The sequence below is a fragment of the Curtobacterium sp. MCBD17_013 genome (genome assembly GCF_003234565.1).
Lineage (GTDB): Bacteria > Actinomycetota > Actinomycetes > Actinomycetales > Microbacteriaceae > Curtobacterium.
This window is the reverse complement of record NZ_QKTU01000007.1, coordinates 138,127-151,076: the sequence shown is the minus strand read 5'-3', so window position 1 is coordinate 151,076 and position 12,950 is coordinate 138,127. Positions and strand designations below refer to the sequence as shown.

The window sequence follows — 12,950 nt, the reverse complement described above, 5'->3', positions numbered from 1 at the left end:
TCCGCCGTCACCGGCACTGCGCCGACGGAGGCGTCGTCCGCGGGGTCGGTGCGGGTGCGGCTGCGGCGGGTGCCGTTGCTGCTGGTGCGGGTGCGGCTGCGGCGGGTGCCGTTGCTGCTGCTGTGGCTGCGGAGGCCACTCCCGCGGTCGGTGCGGTCCGAGCGTCCGCGAGTTCGGCGCGCAGCGCGCGGATCTCGGCGGCGAGCTCGCGGACCTGCCGCTGGGTCACCGCCTGGCTCTCCTCGTCGCGGCGTCCGACCTGGTCGATGATCCAGCTCGCCAGGGTCGCCGTGACGACACCGATGAGCGCGATGCCGCCGATCATCACGGCAGCCGCGATCAACCGGCCCTCGGGCGTCACCGGCACGACGTCGCCGTAGCCCACCGTGGTGATCGTGACGAGCGCCCACCAGATCGCGGCGCCGAAGTCCGTGATCGTCGCGTGCGGGGCGTGGCGCTCGACGTCGAGCATCGCCAGTGCCGCGACGAACACGAGCAGCGCGGTCGTCACCGTCACGTAGATGATGACGCGGCCCCGGACCGCCGTGCCGGTGGTGCGTTGCAGGACCCGGAACAGCTGCACGAGGCGGAGGAGCCGCAGCGGGCGGAGCGTCGGGAGGGCGATCGCCGCGAGGTCGAGCAGGTGGCGGCGGAACCACCGGGCGCGGTGCTCCGCGAGGACGAGCATGACGACGTAGTCGACCGCGAACATCACCCAGGTGGCGTTGATGACGAGGTCCGACGGCAGGGCGGCTGCGCCGTGCAGGTCCGCGAGCACCTGGACGGCGAACGCCACGAGGAACGCCACGGCGGCGACCGTGAGCGGCCACTGGCTCAGGCGCTGCCAGCGGGCCTGGTCCCACACGCGCTGTTCCTCGGACGTCACGGTCCGACCGTATCGTCGGTGTCGTCGCCCGCGAGCCGGTGTCGTCACCGGTGCACCGCAGCCGTCAGACGTTCGCCCGCCAGTCCTCGTCCTCGTCCTCGTCCTCGAGGGGCAGCGCGATCGAGTTCGTCGGCGGGTCGATGAGCATGCGCTCGTCGCGGCGGTGCCGCAGCACGTCGTTCATGTAGGCCGTGGTGGCCTCGGGCAGCGACACCGACCGCTGCTCCTGCTGCGCCATGTACCAGCGGTGCTCGAGGAGCTCGTGGAACACCTCGGCGGGTTCGAGCCGCCCGCGGAGCTCCCGGGGGATCGCCCGCACCACGGGTTCGAAGACGCGGGACACCCACTCGTGCGCGACCATCTCCTCGTCGAGTTCGTCGCGGCCGTTGCGGGCACGGTAGGCGTCGAGGTCGTTGAGGAGCCGCCGTGCCTGGTTCTCGCCGGCGTCGATGCCGGTGAGCCGGAGCAGCCGCCGCTGGTGGTGGCCAGCGTCCACGACCTTCGGCTGGATACGGACCTGCTGGCCGCCCTCGGTCGTGCGGATCGCGAGTTCCTCGATGTCGAACCCGAGGTCGTTGAGGCGCTCGACCCGGCTGTTGATGCGCCAGCGCTCCGAGGCGTCGAACTCCTCGGACCCGGTCAGTTCCTTCCACAGCGTCCGGTACTGGGCCACGATGCCGTCGGACACCGTGACCGGGTCCGCGTTCTCGTCGAGGCGACCGCCGGCCTCCAGGTCGAGGAGCTCGCCGGCGATGTTGACGCGCGCGATCTCGAGGTCGTTCTCACGCTGCCCGTTCGACAGGCCGCCGGGGTAGAGCTTGCCCGTCTCGGCGTCGACGAGGTACGCGGCGAACGCACCGGCGTCGCGGCGGAAGAGGGTGTTCGAGAGCGACACGTCGCCCCAGAAGAAACCGATGATGTGCAGCCGCACCAGGAGGACCGCCAGGGCGTCGACGAGGCGCGTCGCGGTGTCCGGCCGCAGCGTCTGCGAGTAGAGCGCGCGGTACGGGAGCGAGAACCGGAGGTGCCGGGTCACGAGGACCGGCTGCAGGGCCTCCCCGTCACGTCCCACGCGGTTCGTGATGACGGCGACCGGGTCCACGCACGGGACGTCCATGCGCTGGAGGGTCCGGAGCATGTCGTACTCACTGCGGGCGAGCTCCTCGCTCGTCTCCTTGACCGCCACGACGTAGCCGCTGAGGTGCACGAACCGCACGAGGTGTCGCGAGATGCCCTTCGGCAGCGCGGCGATCGTGTCGTCGGGCCAGGCGTCGAGCGGGAGGTCCCACGGCAGGTCGAGCAGGCCGGGGTCGACGGTGGCGGCGGTGATGGACATCGAGTCGGGCACGAGGGGGTCGCTTTCGGTGGTGCAGGGTGCGGACGGTACGGTCTGGCCGAACGCCGGGAGCCTGCCGGCCCGCCTTCGTGGGGCGGTCCGGCAGGCTCCCGGTGGTGTCGGTCCGATCAGGCGCTGACGACGGCCTTGTCGCCGAGGCGCTCGCCCGACTCGGTGTCGAACACGTGCACGCGGCCCGGCTGGGCCGTGATGTACACGGTGTCGCCCGCGAAGGGGTGGTGACGGCCGTCGACGCGTGCGACGACGTCGACGCGGCTCCCGGCGGCCTCGCTGTGGCCGTACAGGTATCCGTCGGCGCCGAGCTCCTCGACGACGTCGACCTGGACCGGCAGGCCCTCGCCCGACTGCGAGACGATGACGTCCTCGGGGCGGACCCCGATGGTGACGTTGGACGACTTGGCGTTGCTGAGGACGTCGCGGTCGACCGCGGCGATCGACGTGCCGAAGCGCACGCCACCGTCGGCGATGTCCGCCGGCAGGAGGTTCATGGCCGGCGAGCCGATGAACCCGGCGACGAACACGTTGTTCGGCTTCTCGTACAGGTCGCGCGGGGTGCCGACCTGCTGGAGGATGCCGTCCTTGAGCACCGCGATGCGGTCGCCCATCGTCAGGGCCTCGGTCTGGTCGTGCGTGACGTAGACGGTCGTGACCCCGAGCCGACGCTGGAGCGACGCGATCTGCGTGCGGGTCTGGACGCGGAGCTTGGCGTCGAGGTTCGACAGCGGCTCGTCCATGAGGAACACCTGGGGCTGACGGACGATCGCGCGGCCCATCGCGACGCGCTGACGCTGACCACCCGAGAGCGCCTTCGGCTTGCGCGAGAGGTACTGCTCGAGGTCGAGGAGCTTGGCCGCCTCGAGGACGCGGGTCGCGCGCTCCTCCTTGCCGATGCCGGCGATCTTGAGCGCGAAGCCCATGTTCTCGGCGACGGTCATGTGCGGGTACAGCGCGTAGTTCTGGAAGACCATCGCGATGTCGCGGTCCTTCGGCGGGATGTCGGTGACGTCGCGGTCACCGATGAGGATCCGGCCGTCGTTCACTTCTTCCAGGCCCGCGAGCATGCGGAGGGAGGTCGACTTGCCACAGCCCGACGGGCCGACGAGGACGAGGAACTCGCCGTCCGCGATGTCGAGGTCGAGGCCGTCGACGGCGGGGCGGTTGCCTCCGGGGTAGAGACGGGTTGCCTTGTCGTAGGTGACGGACGCCATGATGCGTTCTTGCTCCTTCACCGGCAGGTACGTGCCGGACGATCCGTAGTGAGGAACGGTGACCCTGAGGCCCCCGGATGGGCGACATCGACCATCAGGGACATACAACACGGTTTCGCACGTCGGCGCCAGTGGCGCGGCCGTCGATGGGCCTCCCGACCACGGTCTCCCAGCCCGCGCAAGTACACTTCCCGTCCGTCCGGGCGGTGCGGGAGGTACCGCGGACGACAGGAGGGCCGGAGGGGCCGGCCCGATCACGGAGGACCGGTATGACGAATCGTCCCGAGGGCGACGAGCGCGCCACGCGGAACGAGCGCCGCGCGGCTGCGAGGATCCGAGCACAACAGGCCAGGGCCCGCCAGAAGCGACGCCAGCGCGGCGTGCGCATCGGGCTGCAGTCGGGCCTCGTCGTCGTCCTCATCGCGATCGTCGCGGTCGTGTCGATCGTGCTCGTCCGTTCGGTGCAGCCGGCCGGACCGGGGCCCGCGCACATGGCGGGCGGCGGCATCACCATCGGGCAGGGGCTGCGCGCGGTCGGAGCGGGGCGCGGTGACGCCGGCGGCGCGGGGCGTGCCACGTCGAGTGCGTCGGCGTCCGCCGGTTCGAGCGGCACCGCATCGGCGACGCCGAGTGCTTCGGCGACCGGGGACGCCTCGGGTGCGGTCGACGTCGCGGGCACCGTCCACATCACGATGTACATCGACTACCTCTGCCCGATCTGCGGCCAGTTCGAGCACGAGAACAACGCGTACATCCGGGGCCTCGTGACGTCCGGTGCCGCGACCGTCGAGATCCACCCCATCGCGATCCTGACGAACCGATCGCAGGGCACGAAGTACTCGCTCCGTGCGGCGAACGCGGCGGCCTGTGTGGCGAACTCGTCGCCCGACCAGTTCTTCGCCGTGAACCAGGCGTTGTACGCCGAGCAGCCCGAGGAGAACACGAAGGGCCTCGACGACGCACAGCTCCGACACCTCGTGGCGGGCGTGCACGGGATCCGGCACCTCGACGCCATCGAGCGGTGCATCGACACCCAGCGCTACGCCGCGTGGGTGGACGCGCGGACGAACGACGTCCTCACCCACGGGGTGCCCGGCACCGGGCTCCGGCAGCTCACCGGCACGCCGACGATCTTCGTGAACGGCAAGCGGTACGACTACAGCCTGCCGTTCACGAACGCCGAGTTCCGGACCTTCGTCGTGACCGCCGCGGGCAGCACGTACGCGTCCGGCGACGAGACGCCGGCGCTGACCCCGACTCCGACCGCGACGTCCTCGGCCGGCTGACCCGATCCGCGGGCGGGCGAGCCGATCCGCGGGCGGGCGAGCCGACCCGCGGCCGGCCGCGCCGACCCGCGGCCGGCCGCGCCGACCCGCGGCCGGTCGCGCCGACCCTCGGGCGGCTGCCAGGGCGACGGCGTTCGATCGGTGGAGGCGGGCCTCCCGGGCCGCGCCCGGAGGGAGCGCCACATGTCCACGTTCGACGACCGACCGCAGCTCGACGCGGAGCATCCCGTGTTCATCCTGGCGATGGACCACCGGGACTCGCTCGCCAAGCACACCTACCGGATCGCGTCCGGACAGCCCGACGACGAGGACGACATCCAGCGGATCCGGGACGGCAAGATGCTCGTCTACCGGGGGCTGCTCGACGCCCTCACCCGCGGAGCCGACCGCGAGCGCACCGGCGTGCTCGTCGACGAACGCTACGGCGCCGAGGTCGCACGGGCGGCCAAGGCCGCGGGACTCCAGCTCGCGATGCCGATCGAGGCGTCGGGCCACGACTTCTTCACGTTCGAGTACGGCGACGGGGACGACGGGCTGTGGATGCAGCACGTCGAGGAGTTCGACCCCGACCACGTCAAGGTCCTCGTCCGCGACAACCCGGACCTCGACGCCGACGAACGACGCGGACAGGCCGAACGGCTCGCCGGCGTGACGCGCACCCTGCGCGACGCGGGCCGGTCGTTCCTGGTCGAACTGCTTGTCCCCGGCACGGACGAGCAGAAGGCGTCGGTCGAGGACTACGACCGGGACCTGCGCCCGTCGCTCACCGTCGACGTCATCGGGTTCCTGCAGGAGCACGGCGTGGAGCCGGACATCTGGAAGATCGAGGGTCTCGACCGCCGCGAGGACGCCGAGCGGGTCGTCGCCGCCACGAAGCAGGGCGGCCGGGACAGCGTGCAGTGCGTCATCCTCGGTCGGGACGCCTCGGAGGACGCGCTCGACCACTGGCTCTCGGTGGCCGCACCACTCGACGGGTTCGTCGGCTTCGCGATCGGCCGGAGCATCTGGGAGCAGCCGCTCGGCGACGTCCTGGACCGCGGCCTCGCCGAGGAGGACGCCCAGGACCTCATCGCCGTCACGTACCTGCGGTTCGTCGAGGCGTACCGGGAGGCGCGGGGCTGAGTCCCCCGGGGCGGGTGCGCTCCCGGTCGGGTCAGGTCCGGACGAGCGGCTCCACCGCGGCGAGGTCCGCGCCGATGCCGACGTCGACGAGCACGACGCGTCCCGCGAGGGCCCGCCCCGGACCGCGCAGCAGTCCCGCCTTGACGCCGCCGAACGTGACGGTCACGTCGGCCTCGAGCACGTGGTCGTCAGCGACCGCGCCCGTGTCGGGGTCGATGCCGCTCGGGACGTCCACGGCGACGACGGACGGAGCGCGCTGGTCCCGCGCGAGGTCCCGGATGACGCCCACGGCCTCCCGTGCGGGCGAGCGGAGTGCCGTCGAGCTCGTCCGTCCGATGCCGAGCACGGCGTCGAGCACGAGGTCGGCCCGCAGCGCCGCCGCCCGCACCGTCTCGTCGTCGTCCGGGTGCTCGAGGAGGACCGCGCCGGCCTGCTGCGCGGCCGCCGCCCCCGCCTCGTGCACGCGCGACCCGAGGCACAGCACCTCGACGCGGTGACCGCGTGCGGCGAGCGCCGCACCGGCGAACAACGCGTCGCCGCCGTTGTCGCCGCTGCCGACGAGCAGGAGCACGGTGCGCTCGCCGTCGCCGGGGACGACCGCGGGGTCGCCGAGCAGCTCGTCGACCACGTCGGCGAGTCCGGCGGCGGCCCGCTGCATGAGCGGCTCGCCCGCGGCGAGGTGCGGCGCCTCGGCCGCCCGGATCTGGTCTGCGCCGTAGCCGTCCATGCCGCCACGATGCCACGTCGTCGGTAGCCTGGTCCGCGCCATGTCGCTCGTCCCCGAAGCCCCCCGTCCACGCGTCGTCGTCTCGCCGGACGGTCTCGACATCGCCACGTACGACCACGGCGACCCGGACGCCCCCGCGGTGGTCGCCGTGCACGGGTTCGCGTCCTCCGGGCTCCTCAACTGGCACGCGTCGGGGTGGACCCGTGACCTCACGCGCGCCGGCCACCGCGTCGTCGTCGTCGACCTGCGCGGGCACGGCCGCAGCAGCAAGCCGCACCGGCCGCAGGAGTACTCGATGGACCTCCTCGTCGCCGACGTCACCGCGGTCGTCGACGCCTACCTGCTCGACGACGTCGCGTACCTCGGGTACTCGCTCGGGGCACGCGTCGGATGGCACACCGCGGACCGGATCCCCGACCGGATCAGCCGAGCGGTCCTCGGGGGCATCCCGGACGCGGACCCGATGCGACGGGTCCGGGTCGACCAGGCGCGGGCGTTCATCGAGCATGGCGAGCCCGTCGAGGACCGCGTGACGAACGCCTACCTGACCATGGCCTCCGGGGTCCCGGGCAACGACCTCCGTGCGCTCGTCGCGATGGTCGAGGGGATGCGGGACAGCGTCGAGCCCAGACCGGACAACGCGCCGACGCAGCCGTTGCTCCTGGCGGCGGGGAGCGAGGACGGCATCCTCGCGGCGTCGCAGCGCCTCGCGGCCGCGGCGCCGCGTGCCGAGTTCGTCGAGATCCCGGGCCGGAACCACTTCAACGCGCCGACCTCGCGGGCGTTCCGGGAGGCCGCGATCGCGTTCCTGCAGCGCACCCGCGCGGACGCGGAGGCCACCCAGGGCTAGCGTCCACGACATGGACTACAGACTCCTCGGTAACAGCGGTGCCGCCGTGTCGTCGTTGACGCTCGGCACCATGACGTTCGGCAGTGAAGCCGACGAACCCACCTCACGCACGATCCTCGACGCCTTCGTCGAGGCCGGCGGTACCTTCATCGACACGGCGGACGTCTACTCGGGCAACGAGTCCGAGCGGATCATCGGTCGCTGGCTCGCAGACCACCCGACCGAGGCGCAGCAGGTCGTCATCGCCACGAAGGGCCGGTTCCCCCAGGGCGACGGCCCGAACGACGTCGGCCTCTCGCGCCGCCACCTGACGCGGGCGCTCGACGCGTCCCTCGAGCGGCTCGGTGTCGACTACATCGACCTGTACCAGATGCACGCGTGGGACGCCCTGACGCCGATCGAGGAGACCCTCCGGTTCCTCGACGACGCCGTGTCCGCCGGCAAGATCGGCGCGTACGGGTTCTCGAACTACCTCGGCTACCAGATCACGAAGGCGGTCTACGAGGCGAAGGCGAACCACTGGGCTCCGCCCGTGACCCTGCAGCCGCAGTACAACCTGCTCGTGCGCGACATCGAGCACGAGATCGTGCCCGCGTGCCTCGACGCGAACATCGGTCTCCTGCCGTGGTCGCCGCTCGCCGGCGGGTGGCTGTCGGGCAAGTACCAGCGGGACCAGGCCCCGACGGGTGCGACCCGGCTGGGTGAGAACCCGAAGCGCGGCATGGAGGCGTGGGAGGCGCGGAACGCCGACGAGCGCACGTGGGCCGTCCTCGGGGCGGTCGGCGCGGCCGCGGAGGCCCACGGCACGTCGTACTCGCAGGTCGCGTTGGCCTGGCTGCTCGCGCAGCCGGCCGTCACCTCGGTCATCCTCGGTGCCCGCACGGTGGAGCAGCTGCAGGACAACCTGGCGTCGGCGGACCTCGTGCTGACCCCGGAGGAGCTGAGGGCGCTCTCCGAGGCGAGCACGCCCCGTATCGACGACTACCCGTACGGCACCGCCGGTGTGGCGCAGCGCGACCGGAAGCTGACCGGGGGCCGCTGAGCGTCCCCCTCGATACCAAGAATCCTCACAGGAAGCGGCGCGGCGTGGCTCGGAGACGTTGTCCGACGTCGATCCGCCTGTCATGCTCTCGGCATCGGTGGGCTGGTTACCCGCTGTCGCGCCGGTCGCTCTCCTGATCCGTGACCGGACGCACCACGAGGCCACGCGCGCTCCCCGGGGGCAGTGCGTGGCCTCGTGCCGTGCAGCGTCCACGTCGACCGAGGGGGACCATGCGGAGCGGACGCAGGCGTCCGGCCCGGCTCACCGCGTTGCTCGTGGCGGTCATTGGCGTGCTCGCGCTCGCCGTCGCGGCGGGTGTGGCCGTCGGGTCCGCACGGTCGTCCCACCTCGCGGCGGACGGGTCGTCCGGTGACCGGTTCACGCCGCTGACCCGCGCCCTCGTGTTCCGCGGCGACGTCGGCACACGACCCGTGGCGGTGCCGGTCGCTGGTCGCGCGGGCGTCGCCTCCGCGGCCGATGCCGTCGTCGTCGACGTCCGCGTCACGGCTCCGACGGACGACGGCTGGGTCCGGGTCACGCCGGCGGGGCAGGACGCACCGGTGGCCACACAGCGCGTCACGGCGGGCACGACCGTCACCGGGCTCGCGACGGTCCGTCTCGTCCACGGTCGCCTCCAGGTCGCGCTGTCGGACGGCTCCGCCTCGGTGTCGGTGATCGTGTCGGGGGCCTACACGAGCGCCGCGCAGGGATCGACGTACCAGCCGGTCGACACCACCAGGGCGTTCCGTGGCACGGTCGGCACGCATCCGGTCCGCGTCCCCGTGGCGGACGGCGTCACGGTGCCCAGGGGCGCCACCGCCGTCGTCCTCGAGGCCACCGTGGTGCACCCGACCGCGCCGGGGTCGTTGCGGGTCGGCCCGGCAGGACGCACGAACCGGATCGGCGTCCAGCAGTTCACGCGCGGGGCCGTCGCGGCGAACGCGGTCGTGGCCCAGCTCGACGACGGCGCCCTGTCCGTCGCGGTGTCGGCCGGCTCGGCCACGGTGACCCTCGACGTGCTCGGCGCGTACGCGCGCTCGGACTCCGGGGCCGTGTTCACCCCGATGACGGCCGTTCGGGCGTACACCGGCACGACGACGGGCGCCGCGACGCAGATCCAACTCGCCGGGGGCGCGGGCGTCCCGGGCGACGCGACCGCCGTGCTCGTCACCGCATCGCTCGAACGATCCGGCCCCGCCGGTGCGCTCCGGGTCGCCCCCTACGGCCGGGACGACGGCGGGGTCGCGCTCGCGTTCACCGCGGGCCGAGCCGTGGCGGGACTCGTGCCGGTCGCGCTCCGACAGGCGTCGGTGCAGGCCGTCGCGTCGGGAGGCGTGGCGACCCTCCACCTGGACGTCGCCGGCTACTTCACGGACGGCTCGGCGCCCTCCGGCCTCGGGAACGACGTCTCGTGGCCGCAGTGCCACGGGGCCCTGCCGGCGGGACAGGCGTTCGCGGTGATCGGTGTGAACGACGGGTCCGGCACCACGACGAACCCGTGCCTCGCCGCGCAGCTCGCCTGGGCGCGGGACTCCGCGGGCGGTGCCGGGCAGCCCCGTGCTGCGCTGTACGTCAACACGGCGAACCCGGGCCGCCATGTGCCGGGCGGTGGCTGGCCGACGTCGAACGTCGATCCCGAGGGGGCCAGGGTCACGAGCGTGTACGGCGTGTGCACGCCCGGTTCCGACGGCGTCGCCTGTTCGTACATGGACGGCTGGGACATCGCGGTCCGCGACGTCGTCGACCGGGGCGTGTCCCATCCGACGGCGTACCGCTGGTGGCTCGACGTCGAGACCGGTGCCACGTGGCGGGACCCCGCCACGAACGTCGCGGTGCTCGACGGCATGACCGATGCGTTCGCCGCCCGGGGGATCGCCGTCGGGCTCTACTCGACCGGGTACCAGTGGGGGATCATCAGTGGCGGGACCACACCGAACAGCGCCCTGGCCTCGGCGCCGAGCTGGATCGCCACGGGTGAGACCCCGCTCGCCCGGGCGAAGGAGGCGTGCGCCGAGCCGGGCCTCGTCGACGGCGGGGTGAGCATGGTGCAGTACGTCGTCGGGGGTGTGGCGAGCGGACTCGACTTCGACTGGTCGTGCCGCTGACACCGCGGCTGACGGACACTGCGGACGCGGCTGATCGGGGCCGGCAGCGGGACTCGAACCCGCAACCCCCGTATTACAAGTACGGTGCGCTACCAATTGCGCCATGCCGGCTGGCCCGCCAAGTGTACCGACGAGCCAGGGGTGTCGCGGTGGAGGTCAGTCCGCCGCGGGGGAGAACCCGAGCGAGATCGAGTTCATGCAGTACCGGTCGCCGGTCGGGGTGCCGAAACCGTCCGGGAACACGTGCCCGAGGTGCGAACCGCAGCTCGCGCAGCGGACCTCGGTGCGCACCATGCCGAGCGTGCGGTCCTCGATGAGCTGCACGGCCTCGGGGCGCACCGACTCGTAGAACGACGGCCACCCGCAGCCCGAGTCGAACTTGGTGCCGCTCTTGAACAGCTCCGCACCGCACGCCGCACAGGTGTAGACACCGGCGCGCTCCTCGTCGAGCAGCTCACCCGTCCACGGGCGCTCGGTCGCGGCCTGCCGCAGCACGGCGTACTGCTGCGGGTCGAGTTCCTCACGCCACTCGGCGTCGGTCTTCTCCACGTTGTATGCCATGGGTTCCTCCTGGTCGTGACCGCACTCGTGACGCGGTCATGTCATTAAACTCGCACCGATGACCGAGCATTCCGTCCACCGTGGCCGGTGGGACGCCCTGACGACGGACGACCTCTACGCCGTCGTCCGCCTGCGCAACCGGGTGTTCGCGCTCGAGCAGCGCGTGACGGCCGAGGACTTCGACGGCCGGGACCGCGAACCGGAGACGGAACACTGGTGGATCCCCGGCGAGGACGGCGTCGCCCGCGCCTACCTGCGCTGCATCCGGCCCGCCGCGGACGAGGTCCAGCCGGCCGTCGACCTGCCCGCGACCCGGGTCATCGGCCGCGTGGCCACGGCCGTCGAGCACCGCGGACAGGGGCTCGCGCGTCGGCTCGTCGAGGCCGTGCTCGCCGCCCACCCGGACGAGGCTTTCCTCCTCCACGCGCAGGAGTACGTCGCCGGCCTGTACGCCGCCGCCGGGTTCGTGCCGTTCGGCGAACCCTACGTCGAGGCGGGCATCCGCCACGTGGGGATGTACCGCGCGGCGGCGGTCGGGGACGATGCTGCCCGCTGACGCACCGGGCCGCGCGGAGCCCCCGCACCAGCCGGAGCCGGACGGCCCCGAGGCCACCCGCCGCCGCTACCGCCACCACGCCGAGCGCATGGTGACCGCTTCGCCGACCTCCGCCCGCTGGGCGGCGTCGATCGCCGAGGACGACGCCGCCGTCGACCTGCTGATCCGTGTCGCCCCGACCAAGCGGCAGCCCGAGCTGCTCTTCGCCGTCGCGCGCCGCCTGGGCGCCGACCCGACCGACCGGGAGGCCCTCCTCCGGCTCGTCCGCGACGCCCCCGACCGGCTGCTCGCCGAGCTGGCCGTGTCCACGACCCAGACGAACGACCCCCGACGCATGGCGCCGGTCGTCCCCGTGCTCGCGGGCATCCCGGGGCCGCTCGCGCTCCTCGAGGTGGGGGTGAGCGCCGGCCTCTGCATCGTCCCGGACCACGCCACCGTCGACGTCGACCGCCTCGACGACACCGTCCGCGTCGCCGAGGCCGCGCGCGAGCCGGAGATCCCGCTCCGGTTCCAGATGCGTCCGGGACCCGCCGCTCCGTCCGCCGGGAGGCGCGGTGCGGGCCGGTCCCGTGCCTCCCGGCCGTCGACGGGTGACGCCGGGAGCCGGGCCGACGGGACGGGGTCGCGCCGGCCTTCCCGGCTCGACGTGGTGGCGCGGGTCGGGCTCGATCCGGCGCCGATCGACCTGCGGTCCCCCGGGGCGTTCGACCGGCTCGTCGAGTCCGTCCCCGTCGAGGCGACCGACCGTGTCGCGCTCATGCGGCGGGCCGCCGACGCCGTGCGGGCCGACCCGTACACCGCCGTCCGCGGGACCGCCCCGGACGACCTCGACCGCGCGATCGACCTGCTGCCGCGCGGGGCGACGCCCGTCGTGCTCACGCTCGGCACGCTCGTCTACCTGCCGGGCTCGGACCGGCAGCGCGTCGTCGAGCGGCTCCGGGACCGCGGGGTCCGCTGGGTGGCGATGGAGCGGACGGGGTCGCTCCACGACGTCGCCGCGACCCTGCCGCCCGTGGGGGAACTCGCCGAGCGGGGCATCGACCTCGCCGCTCCGTCGGCCTTCGCCACGGTCTCGCTCGACGGGGTCGCCCTGGCGCTCGCCGACGCCCACGGCACGACCGTCACGCCCCTCGCCGCGGACCCGTCCTGGACGCTCGGCGCACCGACGGCCTGATCGGTGTCTTTCCGACCTGCCAGGGCCATGCCAGGGTCCGGCGTGGATGCCGCCCTAGCATGACCGGAGGCCAGCC

12 protein-coding genes and 1 tRNA gene are annotated in these 12,950 nt (G+C 73.1%); 7 read left to right on the top strand and 6 right to left on the bottom strand.

Annotation, left to right across the window (positions count from 1 at the left end; translation table 11 throughout):
* Window positions 1-7: 7 nt before the first annotated feature.
* From DEI81_RS09780 to DEI81_RS09770, 3 genes are all read right to left on the bottom strand, one after another.
* A complete protein-coding gene (locus tag DEI81_RS09780; protein ID WP_258368612.1) occupies window positions 8-886 on the bottom strand; it encodes a potassium channel family protein in 879 nt (292 codons plus the stop codon).
* Window positions 887-950: 64 nt separating this feature from the next.
* Complete coding sequence (locus DEI81_RS09775; protein ID WP_111010515.1) at window positions 951-2,234, bottom strand: DUF4032 domain-containing protein; 1,284 nt, start codon at window positions 2,232-2,234, stop codon at window positions 951-953.
* A 116-nt stretch (window positions 2,235-2,350) separates the two neighbouring features.
* On the bottom strand, window positions 2,351-3,451 hold the full coding sequence (locus tag DEI81_RS09770; RefSeq protein ID WP_111010514.1) for an ABC transporter ATP-binding protein: 1,101 nt from the start codon (window positions 3,449-3,451) through the stop codon (window positions 2,351-2,353).
* A 269-nt stretch (window positions 3,452-3,720) separates the two neighbouring features.
* Here DEI81_RS09770 and DEI81_RS09765 point away from each other — a divergent pair, with 269 nt between their 5' ends.
* Both DEI81_RS09765 and DEI81_RS09760 read left to right on the top strand, forming a co-directional pair.
* Entirely contained in the window at window positions 3,721-4,737 is a 1,017-nt protein-coding gene (locus tag DEI81_RS09765; protein WP_181435374.1) for a thioredoxin domain-containing protein, read from the top strand.
* A gap of 183 nt (window positions 4,738-4,920) precedes the next feature.
* Window positions 4,921-5,859, top strand: a complete 939-nt coding sequence (locus DEI81_RS09760) for a 2-deoxy-5-keto-D-gluconate 6-phosphate aldolase domain-containing protein (RefSeq protein ID WP_111010512.1) — start codon at window positions 4,921-4,923, stop codon at window positions 5,857-5,859.
* A gap of 31 nt (window positions 5,860-5,890) precedes the next feature.
* Here DEI81_RS09760 and DEI81_RS09755 read toward each other — a convergent pair whose 3' ends face one another.
* Window positions 5,891-6,586, bottom strand: a complete 696-nt coding sequence (locus DEI81_RS09755; RefSeq protein ID WP_111010511.1) for an NAD(P)H-hydrate epimerase — start codon at window positions 6,584-6,586, stop codon at window positions 5,891-5,893.
* A 40-nt stretch (window positions 6,587-6,626) separates the two neighbouring features.
* Between DEI81_RS09755 and DEI81_RS09750 the strand changes: the two genes are divergently transcribed.
* The 3 genes from DEI81_RS09750 (at window position 6,627) to DEI81_RS09740 (ending at window position 10,583) form a co-directional block, all read left to right on the top strand.
* Window positions 6,627-7,436 carry an alpha/beta fold hydrolase gene (locus tag DEI81_RS09750; RefSeq protein ID WP_111010510.1) on the top strand — a complete coding sequence of 270 codons (810 nt, stop codon included), beginning with the start codon at window positions 6,627-6,629 and terminating at the stop codon, window positions 7,434-7,436.
* Between the two features lie 10 nt (window positions 7,437-7,446).
* Window positions 7,447-8,478, top strand: coding sequence for an aldo/keto reductase (locus tag DEI81_RS09745; protein ID WP_111010509.1), 1,032 nt, complete (start codon window positions 7,447-7,449; stop codon window positions 8,476-8,478).
* A 230-nt stretch (window positions 8,479-8,708) separates the two neighbouring features.
* A complete protein-coding gene (locus tag DEI81_RS09740; protein WP_111010508.1) occupies window positions 8,709-10,583 on the top strand; it encodes a hypothetical protein in 1,875 nt (624 codons plus the stop codon).
* Window positions 10,584-10,621: 38 nt separating this feature from the next.
* On the opposite strand, the gene DEI81_RS09735 is transcribed toward DEI81_RS09740, so the two are convergent.
* Window positions 10,622-10,694: transfer RNA gene (locus DEI81_RS09735), tRNA-Thr, on the bottom strand.
* 45 nt (window positions 10,695-10,739) lie between these two features.
* Window positions 10,740-11,144 (bottom strand): peptide-methionine (R)-S-oxide reductase MsrB, encoded by a 405-nt coding sequence (gene msrB / locus DEI81_RS09730; protein ID WP_111010507.1) that lies wholly within the window; start codon window positions 11,142-11,144, stop codon window positions 10,740-10,742.
* A 58-nt stretch (window positions 11,145-11,202) separates the two neighbouring features.
* Here msrB and DEI81_RS09725 point away from each other — a divergent pair, with 58 nt between their 5' ends.
* Window positions 11,203-11,700 (top strand): GNAT family N-acetyltransferase, encoded by a 498-nt coding sequence (locus tag DEI81_RS09725; RefSeq protein ID WP_111010506.1) that lies wholly within the window; start codon window positions 11,203-11,205, stop codon window positions 11,698-11,700.
* A complete protein-coding gene (locus tag DEI81_RS09720; RefSeq protein WP_111010505.1) occupies window positions 11,687-12,874 on the top strand; it encodes a DUF2332 family protein in 1,188 nt (395 codons plus the stop codon). The genes DEI81_RS09725 and DEI81_RS09720 overlap by 14 nt, the downstream gene beginning before the upstream one ends.
* Window positions 12,875-12,950 lie beyond the last annotated feature (76 nt).